The organism is Sphingomonas sp. FARSPH (assembly GCF_003355005.1).
Taxonomy (GTDB): Bacteria; Pseudomonadota; Alphaproteobacteria; order Sphingomonadales; family Sphingomonadaceae; genus Sphingomonas.
Genome location: NZ_CP029985.1, coordinates 686,124 through 709,582 on the forward strand (window position 1 = coordinate 686,124; position 23,459 = coordinate 709,582).

Consider the following 23,459-nt stretch of genomic DNA (forward strand, 5'->3'; position numbering starts at 1 on the left):
TAACAGGGAGCGCCGACATGCTGTTCACCACTACCACGCAATTCGCCGCGCTGGCGCTGTGCCTGATCGCGGGCTGGTTCTTCGGGCTCGCCAGCAGCAGCGGCGGCAAGAAATGGAAGGCGCGCTATGCTGCAGAGCGTGAGGCACATGCCGCGCACCGCAAGCAGGGCGAGACGAGCCTGGCCGCCGCCAATGCGCGCATCGCGGAGCTGGAGCGAGAGAACGAGCGCCTTGCCAAGGCAACGCCGGTTGCCGCACCCGTCGTCGACACTACGGTCCGTCCGACGTTGACCGACCGGATCACCGGCCGCGCGCCGGTCGCCGCACGCACCGCGCGGCCTGCCTTTGCCGATGGCCGCCAGCGCGGCTGGTTCGACTTCCGCTGACCCTCCACGGCCTCGACTTGGCGGCGTAAAGCCGTCAAGGACGCGGGCATGGAGAGCATGACGCGCACCGGCGGCCGGATCCTGGTCGACCAGCTGCTCGCGCAGGGTTGCGAGCGAATCTTCACCGTTCCGGGCGAGAGCTTCCTCGCGGTCCTCGACGCGCTGCACGACACGCCGCAGATCGAGACGGTGGTGTGCCGACAGGAGGGCGGGGTCGCCTTCATGGCCTGCGCCGACGGGACGCTGACGCACCGTCCCGGCATCGCCTTCGTCACGCGCGGTCCCGGCGCGACCAATGCCTCGATCGGCGTCCATGTCGCGATGCAGGATTCGCAACCGATGATCCTGTTCATCGGCGACGTCGACCGCGCGACGCGCGACCGCGAAGCGTTTCAGGAGGTCGATTTCGCCGCGATGTTCGCGCCCCTCGCCAAATGGGCGGCGCGGATCGACGACGCGCGGCGCATCCCCGAATATGTCGCGCGTGCCTACGCCGTCGCCATGAGCGGCCGCCCCGGCCCCGTCGTCCTCGCACTTCCGGAAGACATGCTGCTCGACCGCGTCGAGACCGTCGATCGCCCGCGCGTCGAAAGAGTACGGCAGGCGTGCGATCCGGTGACGATGGGCGCCCTTGCGGGATTGCTGGATGAGGCCGAACGGCCACTTGCGATCGTCGGCGGTGCCGGATGGGATACGGCGGCATCGCGCGACTTTACCGCATGGGCGGAGCGGAGCGGCATTCCAGTCGCCGCCGCCTTCCGCCGGCAGGATGCGGTGCCCAACACCTCTGCCATATGGGCGGGCAATCTGGGCTATGGTCCCAATCCGAGACTGGTCGCACGCGTCCGCGACGCGGACCTGCTGCTCGTCGTCGGGCCGCGACTGGGGGAGGCGACGACCGACGGCTACACGCTGGTGACGCCCGACCATCCCGGACAGCGGCTGGTCCATGTCCACCCCGATCCCGCGGAGCTCGGCCGCACCTATCGCGCGGACATGGCGATCTGCGCCGGTATGGCCGAATTCGCCGACGCGCTGGGCGCGATCGACCTGCCGCCGCGCGACGCGGGCGCCGCGGCGCATGCCGAGTGGCAGGCCTGGTCGACGCCGCAGCTACGCGCCATCGCCATGGACCTTGGCCCCTGCGTCGCAGCGATGCGCGCCGCGCTGCCCGCCGATACGATCGTGTGCAACGGCGCGGGCAATTACAGCGGCTGGTGGCATCGATACTGGCCCTATGCCGGGCCGGGCACGCAGCTGGCGCCAACCGCCGGCGCGATGGGCTATGGCGTTCCCGCCGCCATCGCCGCGGCGCTCCGCCATCCCGATCGCATGGTCGTGGCGCTGGCGGGCGACGGATGCTTTCTGATGAACGGCCAGGACCTGGCCACCGCGGTCCAGCACGATGCGCAGATGCTGGTGATCGTCGTCGACAATGGCGCCTATGGCACGATCCGCATGCACCAGGAGCGCGAATTTCCCGGCCGGGTCGCGGCGACGCGGCTGAGCAACCCGGATTTCGCTATGCTCGCTCGCGCTTACGGCTGCTGGGCGGAAACGGTGGAGCGGACGGAGGATTTCGCCCCGGCACTCGAGCGGGCCGTCGCGGCGCGGGGCGTACGGATGCTGCACGTGCGTACCGATGTCGAGGCGATCACCGCCGGGACGACCCTGTCTGAGGTCGCGCGGCGCGGCTGATCCGCCGCGGTCGATATGGCCGCCGCCGTCCGGCACCGGCCGGATCGGCGGCGGCGGCAGGCATCAGCGCAGCTTTTCGGTGCCGTTCTTCAGCGCGTCCTTCTGTCCCTCCGTCATCGCCTGCGCGTTGACGTCGGCATCGTCGATCGCATCGGCCTGTTGCTCGCCGCTCTTGCGCAGCTGCTTGGCCTGATCCTTCATATTGTCGGCAGCCTGCTCGATCGCGTCGGCACGGTTGTCATACGCCTTCTCCACCTCGTGGCCGAGCTTGTCGTCGCCCTTGCCGCCGCAGGCCGCGAGCGACAGCGCCATCGTGCCGAGCATCGCGGCGATCACCGTCTTCTTCATATCGGTTCCCCTGTTTTCCTATGTGGTCTTCACGAGAAAGGGCCGCCCCGCATTGGCGGGACGACCCTTCATCAGCGAAATGGGCGGACAATCAGATGTCGTCGCCGAGCGCGCCCTTGATCTTGCCCTTGGCCTGCTCGCCCTTGCCTTCCAGCTGCTGGGCCTTGCCCTCGGCAGCGAGGTCTGCGTTGTCGGTGTGGTTGCCGATCGCTTCCTTCGCCTTGCCGATCGCCTCGTTGACGTTGCCCTTGATCTTGTCGGTGAGCTCGCCCATCACGGCCTCCTGCTAGTATCGCGGCCCGCCGATCGGGCCGCTTGATCTACATGAGGAACAACGGGCCGATCTCGTGCCGGTTCCGTGACAAATCCGTACCGAACAAAGCTTTGCGACGAGCCGCACCGTCAACGGCCGTCCGCGTTCGGACAGGCCGCGGACGTTCGCGCGGTTCGGACTTTCAGATCAGGCCGGCGAGCGGGCTGGACGGATCGGCATAGCGGCGCTGGCCCATGCGGCCCGCGCGATAGCTTAGCCGCCCCGCCTCGATCGCCGCCTTCATCGCGGCGGCCATCATCACCGGATCCTTCGCTTCGGCGATCGCGGTGTTCATCAGCACGCCGTCGCAACCCAGCTCCATCGCCACCGCGGCGTCGGACGCGGTGCCCACGCCCGCATCGACCAGCACGGGAACCTTCGCGCCCTCGACGATCAGGCGGATCGTCACGCGGTTCTGGATGCCGAGGCCCGAGCCGATCGGCGCGCCGAGCGGCATGATCGCGACCGCGCCGGCTTCCTCCAGCTGCTTGGCCGCGATCGGATCGTCGACGCAATAGACCATCGGCTTGAAGCCTTCGCGCACCAGCACTTCGGTCGCCTTCAGCGTCTCGCGCATGTCGGGGTAGAGCGTCTTCGCCTCGCCCAGCACCTCGAGCTTGACGAGATCCCAGCCGCCCGCCTCGCGCGCCAGCCGAAGCGTGCGGATCGCATCCTCCGCGGTGAAGCAGCCCGCGGTGTTGGGCAGGTAGGTGACCTTCCTGGGATCGATATAGTCGGTCAGCATCGGCGCATTGGGATCGCTGACGTTGACGCGGCGCACCGCGACGGTGACGATTTCCGCCCCCGACGCTTCAACCGCGGCGGCGTTCTGCGCGAAGTCCTTATACTTGCCGGTGCCGACGATCAGGCGCGAACGGAACGTCTTGCCCGCAACGGTCCAGGTATCGGCGTCGAAGAGGCGGGCATGATCGCCGCCGCCACCCGCGATCGGATGGTCGCCACCACCGACGAAATGCACGATCTCGATGTCGTCGCCGTCCTCGACGGCGACGTCCTTGAGCGTCGAGCGCGGTACGACCTCCAGATTGCGTTCGACCGCGACCTTTTCGGGGACCAGCCCCAGTTCGGACGCGAGCTGCGCGAGGCTGAGGCCGGCGGCGACGCGCTTGTGCTCGCCGTTGACGGTGATGGAGACGGTGCCGTCGGTATGGGGCATGATCGTGCTGCGTGGGGCGCACCGCCCCACCCTTTCCGTTCGGGCTGCGCTGGTCGAAGCCCTGCTCTTCTCCTCCGCCCGTTCGGCAGAAGAAGAACAGCCCTTCGACAAGCTCAGGGCGAACGGGCTAGGAGACGGCGGTCGATCTAGGCCCGCCAGCCGGGCGTCGCAAGCCAAGGAGCGCGCATGTCCGAAACCATTTTCGTCCTGAACGGCCCCAACCTCAACCTGCTCGGCCTGCGCGAGCCCGACATCTACGGCCATGACACGCTGGACGACATCGCCGGCATGCTGGAGGACCGGGCGCGCGAACTGGACCTTGCGATCGACATGCGCCAGTCGAACCACGAGGGCCATCTGATCGACTGGCTGCACGAAGCGCAGGCGCGCAATGCGAAGGCGGTGCTGCTCAACGCCGGCGGGTTCACGCATACATCGGTGGCGATCCACGATGCGATCAAGAGCGTGACCACCCCGGTGATCGAGGTGCATCTGTCCAACCCGCACACGCGCGAAGCCTTTCGTCACACGAGCTTCGTGGGACGCGCGGCGAAGGGCAGCATCGCCGGCTTCGGCGCGATGAGCTACATGCTCGCGCTTGAAGCCGCCGCGCGCTTCTGACAGGAGGCTCCGCCATGACTGAGAATAGCCAGAACATTGCCCAGGGAGGCACCATGCAGGTCGACGTCAACCTGGTGCGCCAGCTCGCCGAGCTGCTCGACGCCACGCACCTGACCGAAATCGAGGTCGAGGAGGGCGACCGCAAGATTCGCGTCGCGCGCAAGGCCGCGGCCGCTGCGCCCGCGGTGCATTACGCTCCTGCGCCGGCCACCGCCGCTGCCGCGCCCGCGGCGGCTCCCGCCACCGCCGAAGCCGGCGCGCCAGCGCCGACGGTGTCCGCCAATGCCGTAAAGTCGCCGATGGTCGGCACCGCCTATCTGTCTGCGGAGCCGGGCGCGAAACCCTTCGTCAGCGTCGGCCAGAGCGTCGCGGCGGGCGACACGCTGCTGATCGTCGAAGCGATGAAGGTGATGAACCCGATCACCGCCACCTCCGCCGGCACGGTGAAGGCGATCCTGGTCGAGAACGGCCAGCCGATCGAATTCGACCAGCCCCTGGTGGTGGTCGAGTAAGATCATGCGTCCGATCAAGAAGCTGCTGATCGCCAACCGCGGCGAGATCGCGCTGCGCATCCACCGCGCCTGCCGCGAGATGGGCATCCGCACCGTCGCGGTCCATTCCACCGCCGATGCCGATGCGATGCATGTGCGCCTTGCGGACGAGGCGATCTGCATCGGCCCGCCCGCCGCCGCGGACAGTTATCTCAACATTCCCAACATCATCTCCGCCGCCGAAATCTCCGGCGCGGATGCGATCCACCCGGGCTACGGCTTCCTGTCCGAGAACGCGCGGTTCGCGGAGATCGTCGAGCTCCACAACCTGCTGTTCGTCGGCCCGAAGCCCGAACACATCCGCACGATGGGCGACAAGATCGAGGCGAAGCGCACCGCCGGCGCGCTGGGCCTGCCGCTGGTACCGGGGTCCGACGGCCCGATCAGCGACCTTGCCGAGGCGAAGGCGATCGCGGCGAAGGCCGGCTATCCGGTCATCATCAAGGCAGCGTCGGGCGGCGGTGGCCGCGGCATGAAGGTGTGCACGAGCGAGGATCAGCTCGAGACGCTGATGCAGCAGGCGGGCACCGAGGCGAAGGCCGCGTTCGGTGATGCCACCGTCTATCTCGAAAAATATCTCGGCAACCCGCGCCACATCGAGTTCCAGGTGTTCGGCGACGGCAACGGCAATGCCATCCATCTGGGCGAACGCGACTGTTCGCTGCAGCGCCGCCACCAGAAGGTGCTGGAGGAAGCCCCCTCGCCCGTCATCAGCGCGGACGAGCGCGCGCGCATGGGCGGCATCGTTGCCAGGGCGATGGCGGACATGGGCTATCGCGGTGCGGGGACGATCGAATTCCTGTGGGAAAACGGCGAATTCTACTTCATCGAAATGAACACCCGCCTGCAGGTCGAACATCCGGTAACCGAGATGATCACCGGCCTCGACCTGGTGCGCGAACAGATCCGCGTCGCCGAAGGGCATCCGCTGACACTGCGTCAGGAGGACGTGCAGTTCCGCGGCCATGCGATCGAATGCCGGATCAACGCCGAGGATCCGCGCACCTTCGCGCCCTCGCCGGGGCTGGTGAAACAATATCATGCGCCGGGCGGCATGCACGTCCGCGTCGATTCGGGGCTGTACGCGGGCTACAAGGTGCCGCCCTATTACGATTCGATGATCGCCAAGCTGATTGTCTACGGCACGACGCGCGACGGCGCGCTGCGCCGCCTGCGCCGCGCGTTGGAGGAGTTCGTGATCGACGGGATGAAGACCACCATCCCGCTGCACCAGGCCTTGCTCGACGATCCGGAATTCCAGGCGGGCGACTATACGATCAAGTGGCTGGAAGAATGGCTGGCGCGGCAGGACGCCTGAAGTGATCGCTTCCCCGCCATGCGCGGGGAAGCACCGACCGGAGCGTGACGGGCATGAAGGCCACCATCTATCACAACCCGCGCTGCGGAACGTCGCGTGCGACGCTCGCGCTGCTCGAGGAGGCGGGCGCCGACGTCACGATCGTCGAATATCTGAAGCATCCGCCGAGCGTCGCCGAGCTCTCGCGCCTTTACGCCCTGGCCAGGATGCGTCCGCGCGACGGCCTTCGCGTGACCGAGCCCGATGCGAAGGCGCTCTCGGATGCGGAGGATGCGACGGTGCTCGAGGCGATGGCGATCAACCCCATCCTCATCCAGCGACCGCTCGTCGAAACCGACAAGGGCGTCGTCCTTGCGCGCCCGCCCGAACGCGTGCGGGACATCCTCTGACCCCTGCGCAAAAAGCAGGCATCGCGCCTGACCGTGCCCGACAAAGGGGCAGCAGAAATCCCAGAATCCCCGTTGTTCGACGGGCCCGCTGCTGGCACAATTGACGCCACGTCGCCCGACCGGGCGAAGCGCCATCATGAAGGGCATGTCGCGGTGAAGAAGGTCGAAGCCATCATCAAGCCGTTCAAGCTGGATGAGGTGAAGGAGGCGCTGCACGAGATCGGCGTCAGCGGCATCACCGTCACCGAGGCGAAGGGCTTCGGCCGGCAGAAGGGCCACACCGAACTCTATCGCGGCGCCGAATATGTCGTCGACTTCCTGCCCAAGGTGAAGCTGGAGGTCGTCGTCGACGATGCGCTGACCGAGCGGGTGGTGGAAGCGATCGCCGCCGCCGCGCAGACGGGGCGTATCGGCGACGGCAAGATATTCGTGATCCCGGTCGAAACCGCGCTGCGCATCCGCACCGGCGAACGCGATGAAGCCGCTATTTAATCCGGATGACGTAGTCGCGCGCAGAGTGTTCGGCAGTGAGGCTGGCCCGGTCGAACTGCGCATCCACCGGCCACAACCGTGGCCGAGCGATACGATGGAGCGCGAGCCCGATTGGGTCTGTTGGTATTCCATAGCTTTTGCTGGAGGCGAGACGCGCAAACACGCCACTGCGGGCGTCGATAGTGTCCAAGCCATGCTACTTAGCTTCGCGAGTGCGGCAGGCGATCTACGGTACGTCGGCAATGGATCACCGGAGCGTCGCCCACCAGTGACATGGCTGGACGACGACGATTTGGGACTGACGACCAACCACTTCGAGTAAGGCGCCGCAACCTCGCGGCGAGAGCAAGGGAAAGACACATGGCGACGACCGCTTCGGACATCCTGACCAAGATCAAGGACGAGGAGATCGAGTGGATCGACCTCCGCTTCACCGACCCCAAGGGGAAGTGGCAGCACCTCACCATGGTCGCGTCCGTCATGGGCGAGGACGAATGGACCGACGGCCTGATGTTCGACGGCTCCTCGATCGAGGGGTGGAAGGCGATCAACGAATCGGACATGGTGCTGAAGCCCGATCTCGACGCGGTCTACACCGACCCGTTCTCGGCGACGCCGATGCTGATCGTGTTCTGCGACATCGTCGAACCCTCGACCGGCGAACTCTACGCCCGCGATCCGCGCTCGACCGCCAAGCGCGCCGAGGCGTATCTGAAGACCACCGGCGTCGGCGACACCGTCTACGTCGGCCCGGAAGCCGAATTCTTCATGTTCGACAACGTGCAGTTCGATACGAACTATGCCGGCTCCTATTTCAAGATCGACGATATCGAGCTGCCGACCAACACCGGCCGCGAGTATGAAGGCGGCAACCTCGGCCACCGTCCGCGCGCCAAGGGCGGCTATTTCCCCGTCGCGCCGGTCGATTCGGCGGTCGACATCCGTGGCGAGATGGTCTCGACCATGCTCGAAATGGGCCTGCCCTGCGACAAGCACCACCATGAGGTCGCCGCCGCGCAGCACGAACTGGGCCTGACCTTCGGCACGCTGACCACCACCGCTGATCGCATGCAGATCTACAAATATGTCGTCCACCAGGTCGCGCACGCCTATGGCAAGTCGGCGACCTTCATGCCCAAGCCGATCAAGGAAGATAACGGGTCGGGCATGCACACCCACTTCTCGATCTGGAACGGCAAGACGCCGCTGTTCGCGGGCGAAGGCTATGCCGGCCTCAGCGACATGTGCCTCTACTTCATCGGCGGCATCATCCGCCACGCCAAGGCCGTCAACGCCTTCACCAACCCGACCACCAACAGCTACAAGCGGCTGGTGCCGGGCTACGAGGCGCCGGTGCTGCTCGCCTATTCGGCGCGCAACCGCTCGGCGTCGTGCCGCATCCCCTACGGCTCGGGCCCCAAGGCGAAGCGCGTCGAGGTCCGCTTCCCCGACGCGATGGCCAACCCCTATCTCGCCTATGCGGCGCTGATGATGGCGGGGATGGACGGCATCCAGAACAAGATCCACCCGGGCGAGGCGATGGACAAGAACCTGTACGACCTGCCGCCGGCAGAGCTCGCGCAGGTGCCGACCGTCTGCGGTTCGCTCCGCGAGGCGCTCGACAGCCTCGAAGCCGACCACGACTTCCTGCTGAAGGGCGACGTCTTCTCGAAGGATCAGATCGAGGCCTATGTCGAGATCAAGCGCGGCGAAGTCGCGCGCTGGGAAATGACCCCCAGCCCGGTCGAGTACGACATGTACTACAGCGCCTGAGCGTGCCGGGCCGGCACGCGGTGCGGCACAGCCGCACAGGCGCTGTCGGCCAGCCTCGCACAGCGAGGGCTGACGGCGTGGCTTCGCCACGCCGCCGCCCATAACTAAGGGGCGCCGGCTTATCCCCCGGCGCCCCTTTCCATTTGTGCCCACCCCTGCTCGCCCCACCCCCGTGACCGGGCCCCCTTCCACCCACGCCTCACCCCCGCTAGCCTCACCGCATGGCCGACACTCCAGACGATACTGCGGGTCATCGCGCGCGCCTGCGCTCACGGTTGCTCGGCCATGGTGGCGAAGCCCTGCTCGACCACGAACTGATCGAATATCTGCTCGCGCTCGCCATCCCGCGCCGCGACACCAAGCCGCTCGCCAAGGCGCTGCTGCGTGAATTCGGCGGGATCGGCGGATTGCTGACCGCCGATGCGGAGGCGCTGACCCGCGTGGCCGGCATGGGAGAAACGAGCGCCGCGGCGATCAAGATCGCACAGGCCGCCGCGCTCCGCCTGCTACAGGCGCCCGTCGCAGAGCGGCCGGTGCTCGCCAACTGGCAGGCGCTGCTGGACTATCTGCGCGCCGACATGGCGCATCACACGGTCGAGCGGTTCCGCGTGCTGCATCTCAATACTCGCAACATGCTGATCCGCGACGAGGTGATGAGCGAAGGGTCGATCGACGAGACCGCGGTCTACGTGCGCCAGGTCGTGCGCCGCGCGATCGACTTCGGGTCCGCCGCGGTGATCCTGGTGCACAATCATCCGTCGGGCGATCCATCGCCGAGCCGCGCGGACATCGACATCACCCGCGCGATCGCGGAGGCGGGCAAGCGATTAGGGATCGCGGTGCACGATCATCTGATCATCGGCCTCAGCGGCCACGTCAGCCTGCGTGCACAGGGCCTGATCTGAAATGAAAAGGCCGCCGGTGCGATGCCGGCGGCCTGTCGTCCTACCTTACGAGGATCAGGACTTGCCCTGTGTCAGGAAGCCGAGCAATTCGGCCTTGCTGATCTGCTTGTTGCGGTCCTTGTCCGCCTGCGTGAAAGCCGCGCCCAGCCACTTCTTCGTCGCGGGACTGTCCGGCGTCGCGCTGGGATCGCTCTTTTCCTTGAGCTTGAGCATCCAGTCGTCGAACTCGGCGCGGGTAAGCTGGCCGTCCTTGTTCGCGTCATAGGACGGGAATTCGGTATCGACGATCGACGCGACCTGCTGCGTGCCGGTTGCCGGCTGCGCGGCAGCGGTCGCAGTCGCATCGCCGGTCGCTGACGTCGCTGCAGGATCGGGCTGCGTCTGCGCGGTCTGCGCCGAGGTGGTTTGCGGCGCCGTCTGATCCGCAGGGGTGGCAGGGTCGACGGTCTGCGCCGGCTGCTGCGTCTGCGCGGTCTGATCCTTCACAGTCGCGGGATCGGTCGGTGCGATCGGCGTGCGTCCGGGCTGCGCCTGCGTCTGATCTGTCGCCGTCTGCGCAAGTGCCGGCGCAGCAATCGTCATCGCGCCGGCGAGCAAAGCATATTTCAACATCTGCTTGTCTCCCATTGTCGTTCGAAACGGATCGCGCGATGAACTTCATCCACCGCTGCGTTCATTTCATGTGGGTCAACGGACCGGCGGTTTCAACGGTTCCGCAGCGGACCGTTTGTCGCCGCGCACCGGCTTTGCTAACGCGCCGCAGAAATCCGCGAGTCGTGGCGACACCGCCGCGGCGAGCCGTGCCCCTGACAGGACGAAGGAACCCCATGGTCCCCCGCTATTCCCGCCCCGATATGGCCGCGATCTGGACGCCCGAGGCGCGCTATCGCATCTGGTTCGAGATCGAGGCGCACGCCACCGACGCGCTCGCCGACCTCGGCGTCGTGCCGCGCGAGGCCGCCGACGCGCTGTGGGCGTGGTGGCGCACCGATCCCGTGATCGACGTCGCGGCGATCGACGCGATCGAGGCGGTGACCAAGCACGACGTCATCGCCTTCCTGACCTGGGTCGCGGAGCATGTCGGCGAGCAGGCGCGCTTCATGCACCAGGGGATGACCTCGTCCGACGTGCTCGACACGACGCTCAGCGTGCAGCTGGCGCGCGCTGCCGACATCCTGATCGCCGATCTCGACCGGCTGCTCGACGTGCTGCAACGCCGCGCGCGCGAGCACAAGCTGACCCCGACGATCGGGCGCAGCCATGGCATCCACGCCGAGCCGGTCACCTTCGGGCTCAAGCTGGCGCAGGCCTATGCCGAGTTCGACCGGTGCCGCACCCGCCTGATCGCGGCGCGCAGCGACATCGCGACCTGCGCGATCTCGGGCGCGGTCGGCACCTTCGCCAACATCGATCCGCGCGTCGAGGCGCATGTCGCCGAGAAGCTGGGCCTCGCGATCGAGCCGGTGTCGACGCAGGTGATCCCGCGCGATCGCCATGCGATGTTCTTCGCGACGCTGGGCGTCATCGCCAGCTCGATCGAGCGGCTGGCAACCGAGGTCCGCCACCTGCAGCGTACCGAGGTGCTGGAGGCGGAGGAATATTTCTCGCCCGGGCAAAAGGGCTCGTCGGCGATGCCGCACAAGCGCAACCCGGTGCTGACCGAAAACCTGACCGGCCTGGCGCGCATGGTGCGTGGTTATGTCACCCCGGCGCTGGAGAATGTCGCGCTGTGGCACGAGCGCGACATCAGCCACTCGTCGGTCGAGCGATACATCGGGCCGGATGCGACGATCACGCTCGACTTCGCGCTTGCCCGGCTGACCGGCGTCGTCGACAAACTGCTCGTCTATCCGACGCGGATGCAGAAGAATCTCGACCGGATGGGCGGGCTCGTCCATTCGCAGCGGGTGCTGCTTGCACTGACGCAGGCGGGCGTGAGCCGCGAGGATGCCTACGCCCTGGTCCAGCGCAACGCGATGAAGGTGTGGGAATCGGATGGCGCGCTGTCGCTGCTCGACCTGCTCAAGGCGGATGCGGACGTCACCGCCGCGCTGTCGCCGGCGGAGATCGAGGCGCGCTTCGACCTCGACTATCACCTGCGCCACGTCGACACGATCTTCGATCGCGTCTTTGCCAAGCGCGACGCCTGATGAGCTTGGGGTGCCCCGGCCGACGCGCCGGGGCGCTCCTGCCGGTCAAACCGTGCGCGGGTAGCGCGCGGCGAATTCGCGGTCGGATGATGAGGTAGCGGATCGTGTCGACCAGCGCCCAGATGCCCGTCACGAACAGCCCGATGATCGTGATCGACAGGATCAGCATCACCACGCCGCTGCCCGTCCGCCCCAGATAGAAACGGTGGATGCCGAGCGTGCCGAGGAAGAAGGCGAGCAAGGCGGCGACCAGCTTGTTGCGATCGGTGACGGGCGCCTCGGGCTTAGGCGGCAGCGTCACCGCGCCGCGCTCGCCGGGCATCGGGAAGACGCTGAGCGCGCGGTCGTCCGCGGCCTCGAAATCGACCGCCATGCCCACCGCAGGCTCGCCGCGCGTCGCCCAGTCGCCCTGCGCGAACCGATAGCGCCGCCCGTCGTCGCCGGCGACCAGCCCCTCGCCCGTCCGAACGTCGACGCCCAATACCTTGCCGCGCATGCTCACCCCCGATGGCTAAGCGCAGGATGATGGCGGTTTCGGCGCGGGGCGCAAGTCACCCGCTCGGAATCAGCGTGTCCACCCCGCGCGCCGCGACGACCCAGCGATAGAAGGCCTCCGTCACGTAGAAGCGCAGAAAGGTCGGATCGATGGTGATCCGCTTGACCTGCCCCAGACAATCGCGTCCGCCGATCAGCAGCGCCTGCGCCAGACCCTTCGACAAATCGCTGCCGGACGGCGCGTGTACGAAGCGCGTGGCGATGCGTGGCTGACGTTGCACCAGGCAGGCCGATACCCTGAAGGCATCATAGTCGTTGGCGAGGCGGTATCGGTTCCGATGCTGCTCCGTATCCATCATCCGCCGGCTGATGACCGGATCATAGGTCTGCGCGGTATCGAGCGTGGCGTCAGGCGCGAAGTCGGCGAGAACTTGTTCGATCAGCACGCCGCGGTCGGTAATGGTGCCGTTGGCCGTTGGATCGTCGCTGACAGGGGCCGGCGGAGAGGGCCGGTAACAACCACGCTGCCGCGCCATCAGCCAGCCGATCGCATAGCGCGTCGATGCGTAATTCGGCGCGCCCTCCACCGCGTTGCGCAGGGTCGCCCGATCGCTGCCCTTGATCGCGCATCGGGCGAACATCGCCGAATTTTCCTGGATGATCGTCGAGTCAAACTGCGTGCTACGCGCCCATTCGACCTGTACTGGCAGCTTCTCCCGCGGAATACGCAGCGCACGGACGACGATGTCGTCGGAACTGTCGGCGTCGGGCAGAACGATCGGGTCCTTGGGCAGCTCCTGTGTAAGGGCAGACCCTGCGACGGCGAGCAATGCGATCGTAACGAACAATCCTGCCATCTTTGCGCCCCTCGCTCAGCGTCGCGCCGACCCTGCAAGCCCGCGATGACAACTTACCATATCCCACCGCGCCGCCCCAGCGCTCCTTGGTCGATAATGGGTCTACCCCGCCGGGCGCCTTTCACCCCGCCCAGCCAGCGATCCAGTCGGCGAGCGCCTGCGGCGTCAGCGTGCGGGCGTCGGCGAGGGCGGTTTCGCGGCCGGCGTTGACGAGGCGGTTGGTCCTGGGATCGATGATCAGCACGGCGGGGACGCCGGCGAGACGGCCCTTGATGCCGTAGGCGGCGGGGATGTCGAGGTTCTGATCGAAGCGGCCGACGTCGACGGTCACCACCTCGAAATGGCTGGCGACGAAGGGCTTCATCTGCGGCAGGTCCATGACGCCGGCGAGCAGGCGGCAGTCGAGGCACCAGTTGCCGCCGAGATCGATCAGCAGCCGTTTATGCGCCTTGAGCGCGCGCGCCCGCGCCGCCGCGACCTCCGCCTTCGCGTCGCCGGCGTGATAGGGCAGCGGCAGCGGCTGGGGGAGGCTGTCGAGGCTGGCGATGGCGATGCGCGGCGCCTTTGCCGGGGCGGCGGCGAGCGGCGCCGCGGCGAGCGTGACGGTGGCGGCGAGCGCGGCGGCCATGGTCGGGATGCGGATCATCATGGGGTGCCTTCCGGTAAAGTGCGATGCGCCGATCAGACCGCGTCGGGGGCCGACTGGCAACCCCCGCCCCGCTTGTCGCCCCGATAGCTTCGCTCGTCGCCGCGGCGGGAACCCGGCAGGCCGGCCGCGCGTCCGACGATCCGCAGCATCATCGAAGGCCCGCGCCCGCATGTTCGTCGATTTCCGCGACCAGCCCCCGCCGCCGCCATGGCGACCCAAGCCCGTCCAGAAAGGCCCACAGCTGACGCGGCGGCAGCAGGATACGCTCGCGGCGATCATCGGCGTCAACATGCTGCTGCTGCTGATCGCACCGATCGGCGGGGCGACGGTGATCCAAGCGATCGTGGCGTTGTTCCGATAGGGCTCAGGCGACAGCGAAGCGTCGATGGTCTTCGTCGTCATTGGCCGGCGCGAGTTTCGGCCGCGTGCGCGCCGCCCGATGCGCGCGCCGGGCGGGAAGGCGGCGGACCAACACACCGGCTCCGCCCCCACGCCACGCGGAAAACGCCACCGCGACCGCGACGAGCGCATCGACGACCGCCGAAAGTTCGATCGTCGTCAGCCAGATCACCGCATCGGGCATCGCATAGAGGAAGAGCCGCCCAGCCGAGCTGTCTTCGCAGACGCTCATGACGATCACTGCAGCGACGATCACGATGCCGACCGCGACATCGCCCCGGCGGATGGCGGACAGGCGTGCGGCGGGGTGCACGATCAGCCATGCGCGCAATCGCTGCACAACAGGCACGTCAGGCCAGACGACCATCGCTGCCCAGGCCATCACGAACGTCACGACCACCGCCAACATTGCCCCCCGATGCCCGCGCGAGCTATTCTGCCGCGAAGACGTTCTTAAGCTTGGCGAAGAAGCCTTGGCTTTCGGGGCATTCCTCGCCCGTCTCGGTTTCCCGGAACAGTTCGAGCAGTTCGCGCTGGCGCGTCGAGAGGCGGGTGGGGGTTTCGACCTCGATCTGGATGACGAGATCGCCCTGCCCGCGGCCCTGCAGCACGGGCATGCCCGCACCGCGCTGGCGCAATTGCTTGCCCGACTGGATGCCGGCGGGAATCTTGATGTCGTGGGTGCGGCCATCGAGGCCGGGGATCGACAAGGTGCCGCCGAGCGCGGCGGTGGTGAAGCTGATCGGCGCGCGCGCGAACAATGTCGTGCCCTCGCGCTCGAAGATCGCGTGCCGCTTGATGTGGAGGAAGATGTAGAGATCGCCCGCGGGCGCGCCGCGCGGCCCCGCCTCCCCCTCGCCGGTCAGGCGGATGCGCGTGCCTTCGTCGACGCCGGGGGGCACGTTGACCGCGAGCGTCTTGGTGCGTTCGATGCGGCCATCGCCGCGGCAGTCGGCGCAGGGGTCGGCGATCACCTGGCCCGAGCCCTGGCAGACCGGGCAGGCGCGCTCGACGACGAAGAAGCCCTGCTGCGCGCGCACCTTGCCGTGGCCGCCGCAATGGCGGCAGGTCGTCGCCTGCGTCCCGGGCTTTGCGCCCGAGCCCTGACAGGTTTCGCATTGCGCGGAGACGTCGACGGTGATCTCGGTCGCCTTGCCGTGGAACGCCTCCTCGAGGCTGATCTCCATATCGTAGCGCAGGTCCGCACCGCGCCGCGCCTGCGCACGGCCACCACCGCGGCCGCCGCCCATGAATTCGCCGAAGACGCTTTCGAAGATGTCGGAAAAGGCGCCGAAGTCCTGCGCGCCGCCGCCACCACCACCGCCGTTCTGGAAGGCGGCATGGCCGTAGCGGTCATAGGCGGCGCGCTTCTGCGGGTCCTTCAGGACCTCATAGGCTTCGCTCACCGCCTTGAACTTCGCCTCGGAATCCTTGCACCCGGCATTCTTGTCCGGATGGTATTTCATCGCGAGCTTGCGGTAGGCGGATTTCAGCGTCGCGCCGTCCGCATCACGCTCGCATTCGAGCAGCTCGTAATAGTCGACTGTGGTGCTCATGGCTGCCCTTCACACAAACCCCTCCCGTCCTCGGTGAAAGGTCGCAAAGGTCGCAGTGTTTGCGGGTCCTTCGCGGCCTTCCACCGGAAACGGAAGCCGGGGCCTGTTACGCCTTACGCCTTGTGGTCGTCGACTTCCGAGAATTCGGCATCGACGACGTCGTCCGCCTTCGCCTGCTCGCCGCCAGCCGCGCCGCCCTGCGGGCTAGCTTCGGCCTGCTGCTGCTTCTCATAGATCGCCTGGCCGAGCTTCATCGCGACCTGCGCGAGCGCCTGCGCCTTTTCCGTCATGCGATCCGCATCGTTCGATTCGACCGCCGACTTGGCCTCGTCGATCGCCGCCTGAATCTCCGACTTCAGCGATTCGTCGACCTTGTCACCATTGTCGGCGAGCTGACGCTCCGTGGTGTGGATCAGGCTTTCGGCGTTGTTCTTCGCCTCGGCCGCGGCACGGCGCTTCTTGTCTTCCTCGGCGAACTGCTCGGCGTCGCGGACCATCTGTTCGATGTCGTTGTCGCTGAGCCCGCCCGAGGCCTGGATGCGGATCTGCTGTTCCTTGCCGGTGCCCTTGTCCTTGGCCGACACGTTGACGATGCCGTTGGCGTCGATGTCGAACGTGACCTCGATCTGCGGTACGCCGCGCGGGGCCGGCGGGATGCCGACGAGGTCGAACTGGCCGAGCAGCTTGTTGTCCGCCGCCATCTCGCGCTCGCCCTGGAACACGCGGATCGTCACCGCGCCCTGGTTGTCGTCGGCGGTCGAATAGGTCTGCGACTTCTTGGTCGGGATCGTCGTGTTGCGATCGATCATCCGGGTGAACACGCCGCCCAGCGTCTCGATGCCGAGGCTCAGCGGGGTCACGTCGAGCAGCAGCACGTCCTTGACGTCGCCCTGCAGCACGCCCGCCTGGATCGCAGCGCCCATCGCGACGACCTCGTCAGGATTCACACCGGTGTGCGGCTCCTTGCCGAAGAAGTTCTTCACCGCCTCGCGCACCTTGGGCATGCGGGTCATGCCGCCGACGAGAACGACTTCGCTGATGTCGGCGGTCTTGACGCCGGCGTCGGCGAGCGCCTTCTTCATCGGCTCGATCGTGCGCTGGATCAGGCTGTCGACCAGACGCTCCAGGTCGGCGCGGCTGATCGTCTTGACGAGATGCTTCGGGCCGTTCTGGTCGGCGGTGATGAAGGGCAGGTTGACCTCGGTCGAGGCGGCCGACGACAGTTCGATCTTCGCCTTTTCCGCGGCTTCCTTCAGGCGCTGGAGCGCGAGCTTGTCCTTGGTGAGGTCGATGCCCTCATCCTTCTTGAAGCCTTCCGCCAGATAATCGACCAGCTTGTTGTCGAAATCCTCGCCGCCAAGGAAGGTATCGCCGTTGGTCGCCTTCACCTCGAACACGCCGTCGCCGATCTCGAGGATCGAGACGTCGAAGGTGCCGCCGCCCAGGTCGTAGACCGCGATCGTCTTGCCGTCCTGCTTCTCGAGGCCATAGGCCAACGCCGCCGCGGTCGGCTCGTTGATGATGCGCAACACTTCGAGACCGGCGATCTGGCCGGCGTCCTTGGTCGCCTGGCGCTGCGCGTCGTTGAAATAGGCCGGGACCGTGATGACCGCCTGCGTGACCGTCTCGCCGAGGTAGCTCTCGGCGGTTTCCTTCATCTTTTGCAGCGTGAAGGCGCTGATCTGCGACGGGCTGTAGTCCTTGCCGCCCGCCTGCACCCACGCATCGCCATTGGGTCCACGCACGATATGGTACGGAACCAGCTCGGTGTCCTTCTTGGTGATCGGGTCGTCGAAACGGCGACCGATCAGGCGCTTCACCGCGAAGATCGTGTTGTCGCCATTGGTCACCGCCTGGCGCTTCGCCGGCTGGCCGACCAGACGCTCGCCGTCCTTAGCGAAGGCGACGATCGACGGCGTGGTGCGCGCGCCCTCGGCGTTCTCGATCACCTTGGGCTTGCCGCCCTCCATCACCGCGACGCAGCTGTTGGTGGTGCCGAGATCGATACCGATTACTTTAGCCATACGTGCTTAACCCTAGCCCCTGACATACAAAACAAAGAAAGGACGCGCCCCGTTACGGCAGCGCAATCTCTTCCGTCACGGCGGGCGATATAGGCAGGGTTCGCCTTGCCGCAAGAACCGCCAGTCCATAGAGCGGCCGCAAAGGTTCCCGTGCGGAGACACATGATGGTGCGACAGCTGATTGCCCTGGGCGCGGCGGCGATGCTGGCGGGATGCGTCAAGCCCGATCCGCTGACGATGACGGACGCGTGGGTCCGGCTCGCCGCGGTGCCGGGGCGACCGGCGGCGGGCTATTTCACGCTGCACGGCGGCGCGACGCCGATGCGCGTGGTCGATGCCAATTCCGACGTTTCGCTCCGCGCCGAAATGCATGAAAGCATGGGCGGCCCCGGCGGCATGGCGACGATGACGCCGCTCGCCAGCGTCCCCCTGCCCGCGAACGCGCCACTCGTCTTCAAGCCGGGCGGGCGGCACGTGATGCTGTTCAACGTCAATCCGGCGGTCAAGCCGGGCGACCGCGTGACGCTGACCGCGACGCTGGACAACGGACGGCGCATCGGCGCGCGCGCGATCGTGGTCGCAGCGGGCGCGCCGGCGCCGCAGTTCTGATCGCCCGTGACGGTATGACGAGGACGGGCCGGCCGCTGACCGCGAATGAAGTCGCCCTCGCGCGCAGCGTCTTTCACGATGCGATCGACTATGCGCAGGTGACGATCGCGCGGCGCAAATGGGCGTTTTTCCAGCCCAAGGAGACGGTGATGGCGCCGTGCGGCTGCATCCACTTCCATCCCGCCGGCCACGCCTATCGCGACGATTTCGCCGCCGCGGCGCTGAGCGACCAGGGGCTGTTCGTGCACGAGATGGTGCGTCTATCATAAAGTAGCGCACCCCGACCGATGGCGCGACCTTTATGCGGGGTGAAACGGTAAGATGCTTTCCATCGTCGGCAGCGGCGGTGCACCGGGCACGGCGATGCCGTGACGCATCAGGAAGGTATGCCGAACGATCTCGGCCTGCTGCTCCAGGCCGTAGCGATCGAGCGTCCATCCGGGTTTGATCGTATAGTGATAACGGCAGAATGGGTGCCGGCGCAGCACGAGATTGATGCCGCGCTGGTATTGCCAGACGTGAACCAGCTCGTGGATCAGGTGTCCCTGCCACCCGATCGAAACGCTGGCGAAGCAGTCGCGATAGCTGTCGCCTTTCGGATGAAAATGTATGTTGCCGCATGGGGCCATTGTAACGTTACGCGGCTGGAAGAAGGCCCATTTGCGCCGAACGATCCGCACAGTTCCATAGTCGATGGCGGTGCCGAACACCGTTTTTGCCAGTTCAAGCTCGGCGGCCGTTAGCGAACGTGAATGGCACGGGTCGGGGGCAAACATGCTGCGGATATAGGCTCCCCCCGCCAGATCGGGGAGGCTGTCTGTTTAACAGATCGCGGAAGGCCGTTGCCCCGCTATCGGCTAACCCCTATTTTGCCATGCGCGACGTGATCGCGACTTTGAGGTTCTCCTCAAGACGACGATCATGGGGGTGCCCGTTCTGCTGATGCCGCAGGAGGGGATGCCGAACTGGCGGGCACGGCAAGGCCCGGTGGTGGTTTGGCGGCGTCGGGGAACCCGGCGTCAACGGCACAGTCCGACCTTCAAGGGTCAAACCCTCTTCAGCGGCGCGCAGCCGCACCCAGAAGCCGAAAGGTTGGCGGGTGTGCTGTGTGATTTTCGCGGCCCGACCCATGCCTTTCGGCTTCAAAGCCAGAGAGACGTATATGGTCAGGAAGAATATCGCGCAGCCTGCAGCAAGCGAGCCGGTCGATGAACCTGTGCTCGAAAGCAACATGCCCACCGCCGAAGCAACGCTCGACGAAGCCGGCAAGGACGGATGGCGCGAGCAAACCCGCGAAGGTATCGGCACCGTGATGGTCAATCGCGACAAGGTGCTGATCCGGGTCGTGGTCAGGGCCTCCATCGACTACATGCGAAACGGCGGAGCCGGGTCTAGTAGTTATTTCGAACCCCGCTTGAAGGCCATCGGCCTGCGGACAAGCGGCAGCAAGATCACGATGGCGGCGGCGACACTCGCCACCCGTCTCGATCGCCTCGATCCAAAAGATGGGAAGGATGCAGGCAAACTGCTGGACGCGATCGCCAGTGGCATGGAGGGGGTGGTGATCGCGGCCGGCACTGGCTTTCCATGGGCCTATAGCGACGATTGCGTGGCGAAGCTGACCACCAAGGTCGATGAGATAGGCGGCCTCCGCAAGCTGGCTGATCTGGCGCGGAACGAGAATATCGATGACAATCCGCGCGGCGTCATCCGTCTCGACGGCAAGAAGGTCCGGGACATCGTTCAAGGCCGCATTGCCGATCTGCTTGGCAATGTTTCGGCATCGAGCTTTGCGTTGGCGGTGGTGAAGGACGGCAAGACGGCGGCGGTGCCGAACGTCTCCCTCGATGTGCAGGACGTGACGGCGGCGCTGGCGAACCGGGATATCGGCGAAGGCCGCGCGCAGGTTCTTTACGAACTGACGCTTGCGACGATTGCGATCACGCTGGACGATACCGGCATGGTCAAGGCGCATGACGACGATCCCAAGGACAAGAAGTCCCCCAAGCGACAGACCGAACCGCACATCATCTTCCGCCCGGATCGCTCGGTGATCGTGTCGGCCCATCTCGCGGCTGGCGCGAGCAATATGGTCAGGATCAAGGACATCGCCAGCCCATTCGATGAGTGGCCCAGTTACGACGTGATGTTGCCTCCACAGGTCCACCGCAAGCTCAGGCTGAACCTTGATAAGCCCGCCCAGCGCAATGCGGTGGAAATCACCGAGGAGGCGCCGGAGCCGGGACGCGCACTGATCGACCGGACGTGGCATGTCCGCAGCGAAGCGGCGCTACACCCGAAGTATCAGCATGACGGACGTGGCCTGCTGTTCAGCCCGAGGATACCGACCTACGGCCGGCAGGGCGAGCCGCGCGACACGGTTCATGTCGTTCGCGATGATCGCCAGTTCGACGAGGTCGCGCAATTCCTCTGCGATCTCGCGCCGACCGGCTTCCTGATGGGCGTCATCGCCGCCCATGAACGGATCAAGCGGGCGGCGAGCACCGGCAAGGCCATATCGCTTTCAATGAGGGATGGGTTGTTCGGCGCGACGATCAGCAAAGAGAATGTGCTGGTCGCCAAGGCAGAAGGAGCCATGGAAGCCGTTCATGTCTCCGCCGCCGATTTTCGCAACCTGCTTCTCCTGCTGGAAGCGTTGAAGCCGGGGCAAGTCAATCTTGCGCTGGACGAGCAGAAGGCCGCGCTACGCTGGCGGTTCCGCTCGTCGCGGGCACACTACGAACTGTTCATGCCCGCCGCGACATCGGCCGGCACCCGCCTCGCCTCGGCCTTCAAGCCGATCTCGATCGTCGCTCGCTCGGCGGCCTGATCCTCCACCACGCCCCGCGACGATCGCGGGGCGTTCAGGGATACATACAATGACCATCGACCTGACGGCCGCCATGGCCGACTATGCCCTTCCGCTGCCCGCGATCGGCCAGAATTACAGCCATTTCGTCATGCGTGCCGCGCCGCCGCGCAAGATCGGCCTCACGCCTCGGCGTCTGGATTTCCTAAGCCGTCCCAGCCGGCCGTTGTTCCACTATGGCCATGCCCTATACAGCGCAGACTTCGCCCGTCGCGACGGCATAAGGGAGACCATGGTGTCGCAGCGCGATCGCGCGGACAGCACAATCTTTGTGGACAGCGGCGGCTTCGGCTTCATTCACGGAGCCATCCCGATCCACGATATTGAAGACCTCCGCAGGGAAGCTTTGAGCGCACAAGAGCTTCTTGGCGATGCTGGCGTCATCGTGGACGTGCCGACCGCCTGTATCAGCCGAGGGGTGTTCGGCGCGACGACATTCCGACAATGCCTCGATCACACGTTGACCTCGATCGACTACGCGCTGGCCTATCGCGATCCCGCCAACGGGATGCGCCTGCTGAACATGATACAGGGCACATCGAACGCGGAGTGTCGGCGCTGGTACGAGGCTGTCGCCGATGCTCCGTTGGACGGGTTCGGTTTTGCGGGAGCGCGCCGCAAGGATATTTCGCTAGTGCTGGAACTGCTGGTCGAGATGATCCGGGACGGCCGGATCGCCGGCAATTCTTGGTTCCATGTGTTTGGAACAGATCACCCCGGTATCGCAATCTACCTGACCGTCATACAGCGCCAGCTTCGTGCCCTACTGGGAAATGGGGTCAGGATCAGCTTTGATAGCTCGACCAGCTTCCGATACACGCAGTCACTTGGGCAGATCATTACGGGCCTTCTCGCCGATGGTCAGAACATCCGCCTCACGAACTACCGTGTCGCCGCAGAGGCTCATGGCATCCCAGGTAATGATCCTTGGCCGTTCGACAGCCCGATCGGGCGAGGCCGGCGGATTGGCGACTTTCTCGATATGACAGACGCATCGGGTGCCGACCGGCAAAAGCGGTTCGATACGACCGGCGCGATGATGCTGACGCACCATAGTCTCTATGTCGAACTGACCGCGCTTGTGCAGGCGAACCGCTGGTTCGACATGGAGCATGGTGACGATTGGAAGAACCGGGCGAAGCTGGCGATCCCGTTCGTCGTCCACAAGGGCGTCGATCGCATCATCGAGGTGTTCGAGCGGGTGCAGGCAGGCGACTTCGATGGCGCTGTCCGCCACGCCAAGGCTAGTAAGCATAGCCTCGCCATGTTCGGTGGTGGACCTGAAGAAGACGAAGATCTTCGGTAGCGTCCGTTAAACAGACGGTTTCGGCATCAAGCGATAGATGCTGGCGCGCCCGATACCCATCTCGCGGGCGATGGCGGCAGGGGCCATCCCCGCCGCCATCAGCGTTTCGATCCGGGCGGTATCAATGCTGGGTTTGCGCCCGCGATATACGCCCTTCACTTTGGCGAGCTCGATCCCATCCCGCTGACGGTCGCGGCGAATGTCAGCCTCGAACTCCGCGACTGCACCGAGGATCGAAAGCGTAAGTTTGCCGGTGCTGGTCGTGGTGTCGATGCCGGCTTGCTGGAGAACGCGGAAACCGCAGCCCTTGGCGGTCAGGCGATCAATCAGTCGATGCAGGTCCACCACCGATCGGGCGAGCCGGTCAAGCCGGGTCACGGCCAGGACATCACCCTCGCGCACGAAATCGATCGCATCGGTTAACGCATCGCGACTCTCGGTGCTCCGACCGCTGCGTTTCTCGGCAAAGACCTTGTCGCAGTTGGCGGCGGCAAGCTGCTCGTGTTGGACCTCAAGGCTCTGGCTGCTGGAACTGACGCGTGCATAACCGACGATCATGGCATCTCCTGTCTCG

Annotated in this window: 28 protein-coding genes; 16 read left to right on the forward strand and 12 right to left on the reverse strand. The window is 66.1% G+C overall.

What is annotated here, in order from left to right; all coding sequences use genetic code 11:
* Positions 1-17 precede the first annotated feature (17 nt).
* Both DM480_RS03420 and DM480_RS03425 read left to right on the forward strand, forming a co-directional pair.
* Positions 18-386 carry a hypothetical protein gene (locus DM480_RS03420; RefSeq protein ID WP_115377564.1) on the forward strand — a complete coding sequence of 123 codons (369 nt, stop codon included), beginning with the start codon at positions 18-20 and terminating at the stop codon, positions 384-386.
* Between the two features lie 48 nt (positions 387-434).
* Positions 435-2,084, forward strand: a complete 1,650-nt coding sequence (locus DM480_RS03425) for a thiamine pyrophosphate-binding protein (RefSeq protein WP_232834102.1) — start codon at positions 435-437, stop codon at positions 2,082-2,084.
* Positions 2,085-2,147: 63 nt separating this feature from the next.
* Here DM480_RS03425 and DM480_RS03430 read toward each other — a convergent pair whose 3' ends face one another.
* The 3 genes from DM480_RS03430 to thiS all read right to left on the reverse strand — a co-directional run bounded on the left by DM480_RS03430 (position 2,148) and on the right by thiS (position 3,922).
* Entirely contained in the window at positions 2,148-2,432 is a 285-nt protein-coding gene (locus DM480_RS03430; RefSeq protein WP_115377565.1) for a hypothetical protein, read from the reverse strand.
* A gap of 91 nt (positions 2,433-2,523) precedes the next feature.
* Positions 2,524-2,706 (reverse strand): CsbD family protein, encoded by a 183-nt coding sequence (locus DM480_RS03435; protein ID WP_115377566.1) that lies wholly within the window; start codon positions 2,704-2,706, stop codon positions 2,524-2,526.
* A gap of 181 nt (positions 2,707-2,887) precedes the next feature.
* The gene (gene thiS, locus DM480_RS03440) at positions 2,888-3,922 is read right to left on the reverse strand and encodes a sulfur carrier protein ThiS (RefSeq protein WP_115377567.1); all 1,035 of its coding nucleotides are present in this window, start codon (positions 3,920-3,922) and stop codon (positions 2,888-2,890) included.
* 186 nt (positions 3,923-4,108) lie between these two features.
* Between thiS and aroQ the strand changes: the two genes are divergently transcribed.
* From aroQ to radC, 8 genes are all read left to right on the forward strand, one after another.
* A complete protein-coding gene (gene aroQ, locus DM480_RS03445) occupies positions 4,109-4,543 on the forward strand; it encodes a type II 3-dehydroquinate dehydratase (RefSeq protein WP_115377568.1) in 435 nt (144 codons plus the stop codon).
* Positions 4,544-4,557: 14 nt separating this feature from the next.
* Positions 4,558-5,055: an acetyl-CoA carboxylase biotin carboxyl carrier protein gene (gene accB, locus DM480_RS03450; protein WP_115377569.1), complete on the forward strand. Its 498-nt coding sequence runs from the start codon at positions 4,558-4,560 to the stop codon at positions 5,053-5,055.
* A 4-nt stretch (positions 5,056-5,059) separates the two neighbouring features.
* Positions 5,060-6,412, forward strand: coding sequence for an acetyl-CoA carboxylase biotin carboxylase subunit (gene accC, locus DM480_RS03455; RefSeq protein WP_115377570.1), 1,353 nt, complete (start codon positions 5,060-5,062; stop codon positions 6,410-6,412).
* 53 nt (positions 6,413-6,465) lie between these two features.
* The gene (locus DM480_RS03460) at positions 6,466-6,801 is read left to right on the forward strand and encodes an arsenate reductase family protein (RefSeq protein ID WP_115377571.1); all 336 of its coding nucleotides are present in this window, start codon (positions 6,466-6,468) and stop codon (positions 6,799-6,801) included.
* Positions 6,802-6,954: 153 nt separating this feature from the next.
* Positions 6,955-7,293, forward strand: coding sequence for a P-II family nitrogen regulator (locus tag DM480_RS03465; protein ID WP_115377572.1), 339 nt, complete (start codon positions 6,955-6,957; stop codon positions 7,291-7,293).
* A 94-nt stretch (positions 7,294-7,387) separates the two neighbouring features.
* Positions 7,388-7,615 (forward strand): DUF6968 family protein, encoded by a 228-nt coding sequence (locus DM480_RS18850; protein ID WP_443026400.1) that lies wholly within the window; start codon positions 7,388-7,390, stop codon positions 7,613-7,615.
* Positions 7,616-7,653: 38 nt separating this feature from the next.
* Entirely contained in the window at positions 7,654-9,066 is a 1,413-nt protein-coding gene (glnA, locus tag DM480_RS03470) for a type I glutamate--ammonia ligase (RefSeq protein ID WP_115377573.1), read from the forward strand.
* A 221-nt stretch (positions 9,067-9,287) separates the two neighbouring features.
* Positions 9,288-9,971 carry a RadC family protein gene (radC, locus tag DM480_RS03475; RefSeq protein WP_115377574.1) on the forward strand — a complete coding sequence of 228 codons (684 nt, stop codon included), beginning with the start codon at positions 9,288-9,290 and terminating at the stop codon, positions 9,969-9,971.
* A 54-nt stretch (positions 9,972-10,025) separates the two neighbouring features.
* Here radC and DM480_RS03480 read toward each other — a convergent pair whose 3' ends face one another.
* On the reverse strand, positions 10,026-10,583 hold the full coding sequence (locus tag DM480_RS03480) for an EF-hand domain-containing protein (RefSeq protein ID WP_115380743.1): 558 nt from the start codon (positions 10,581-10,583) through the stop codon (positions 10,026-10,028).
* A 215-nt stretch (positions 10,584-10,798) separates the two neighbouring features.
* On the opposite strand from DM480_RS03480, the gene purB reads away from it, so the two are divergent.
* Positions 10,799-12,121, forward strand: coding sequence for an adenylosuccinate lyase (purB, locus tag DM480_RS03485; RefSeq protein ID WP_115377575.1), 1,323 nt, complete (start codon positions 10,799-10,801; stop codon positions 12,119-12,121).
* On the opposite strand, the gene DM480_RS03490 is transcribed toward purB, so the two are convergent.
* The 3 genes from DM480_RS03490 to DM480_RS03500 all read right to left on the reverse strand — a co-directional run bounded on the left by DM480_RS03490 (position 12,012) and on the right by DM480_RS03500 (position 14,122).
* Positions 12,012-12,617: a TM2 domain-containing protein gene (locus DM480_RS03490; protein ID WP_232834103.1), complete on the reverse strand. Its 606-nt coding sequence runs from the start codon at positions 12,615-12,617 to the stop codon at positions 12,012-12,014. The genes purB and DM480_RS03490 overlap by 110 nt on opposite strands.
* A 55-nt stretch (positions 12,618-12,672) precedes the next feature.
* On the reverse strand, positions 12,673-13,446 hold the full coding sequence (locus DM480_RS03495) for a hypothetical protein (RefSeq protein WP_125471454.1): 774 nt from the start codon (positions 13,444-13,446) through the stop codon (positions 12,673-12,675).
* 148 nt (positions 13,447-13,594) lie between these two features.
* Positions 13,595-14,122, reverse strand: coding sequence for a thioredoxin family protein (locus DM480_RS03500; protein ID WP_232834104.1), 528 nt, complete (start codon positions 14,120-14,122; stop codon positions 13,595-13,597).
* Between the two features lie 169 nt (positions 14,123-14,291).
* Between DM480_RS03500 and DM480_RS03505 the strand changes: the two genes are divergently transcribed.
* Complete coding sequence (locus DM480_RS03505; RefSeq protein WP_115377577.1) at positions 14,292-14,483, forward strand: hypothetical protein; 192 nt, start codon at positions 14,292-14,294, stop codon at positions 14,481-14,483.
* Between the two features lie 3 nt (positions 14,484-14,486).
* Here the strand turns inward: DM480_RS03505 and DM480_RS03510 are convergent, their stop codons facing one another.
* The 3 genes from DM480_RS03510 to dnaK all read right to left on the reverse strand — a co-directional run bounded on the left by DM480_RS03510 (position 14,487) and on the right by dnaK (position 18,101).
* The gene (locus tag DM480_RS03510) at positions 14,487-14,930 is read right to left on the reverse strand and encodes a hypothetical protein (RefSeq protein ID WP_115377578.1); all 444 of its coding nucleotides are present in this window, start codon (positions 14,928-14,930) and stop codon (positions 14,487-14,489) included.
* A 22-nt stretch (positions 14,931-14,952) separates the two neighbouring features.
* The gene (gene dnaJ / locus DM480_RS03515; protein ID WP_115377579.1) at positions 14,953-16,077 is read right to left on the reverse strand and encodes a molecular chaperone DnaJ; all 1,125 of its coding nucleotides are present in this window, start codon (positions 16,075-16,077) and stop codon (positions 14,953-14,955) included.
* 113 nt (positions 16,078-16,190) lie between these two features.
* Entirely contained in the window at positions 16,191-18,101 is a 1,911-nt protein-coding gene (gene dnaK / locus DM480_RS03520; RefSeq protein ID WP_115377580.1) for a molecular chaperone DnaK, read from the reverse strand.
* Positions 18,102-18,263: 162 nt separating this feature from the next.
* Between dnaK and DM480_RS03525 the strand changes: the two genes are divergently transcribed.
* Together DM480_RS03525 and DM480_RS03530 are read left to right on the forward strand one after the other, a co-directional pair.
* Complete coding sequence (locus DM480_RS03525; RefSeq protein ID WP_232834105.1) at positions 18,264-18,710, forward strand: copper chaperone PCu(A)C; 447 nt, start codon at positions 18,264-18,266, stop codon at positions 18,708-18,710.
* 14 nt (positions 18,711-18,724) lie between these two features.
* Positions 18,725-18,979: a hypothetical protein gene (locus tag DM480_RS03530; RefSeq protein ID WP_198665887.1), complete on the forward strand. Its 255-nt coding sequence runs from the start codon at positions 18,725-18,727 to the stop codon at positions 18,977-18,979.
* 30 nt (positions 18,980-19,009) lie between these two features.
* Here DM480_RS03530 and DM480_RS03535 read toward each other — a convergent pair whose 3' ends face one another.
* Positions 19,010-19,486 carry a vgr related protein gene (locus DM480_RS03535; RefSeq protein WP_115377581.1) on the reverse strand — a complete coding sequence of 159 codons (477 nt, stop codon included), beginning with the start codon at positions 19,484-19,486 and terminating at the stop codon, positions 19,010-19,012.
* A 353-nt stretch (positions 19,487-19,839) separates the two neighbouring features.
* On the opposite strand from DM480_RS03535, the gene DM480_RS03540 reads away from it, so the two are divergent.
* Both DM480_RS03540 and DM480_RS03545 read left to right on the forward strand, forming a co-directional pair.
* On the forward strand, positions 19,840-21,540 hold the full coding sequence (locus tag DM480_RS03540; RefSeq protein ID WP_125471456.1) for a hypothetical protein: 1,701 nt from the start codon (positions 19,840-19,842) through the stop codon (positions 21,538-21,540).
* 49 nt (positions 21,541-21,589) lie between these two features.
* Positions 21,590-22,885: a hypothetical protein gene (locus DM480_RS03545; protein ID WP_115377583.1), complete on the forward strand. Its 1,296-nt coding sequence runs from the start codon at positions 21,590-21,592 to the stop codon at positions 22,883-22,885.
* Between the two features lie 6 nt (positions 22,886-22,891).
* Here the strand turns inward: DM480_RS03545 and DM480_RS03550 are convergent, their stop codons facing one another.
* On the reverse strand, positions 22,892-23,443 hold the full coding sequence (locus DM480_RS03550; protein WP_115377584.1) for a recombinase family protein: 552 nt from the start codon (positions 23,441-23,443) through the stop codon (positions 22,892-22,894).
* Positions 23,444-23,459: the final 16 nt, after the last annotated feature.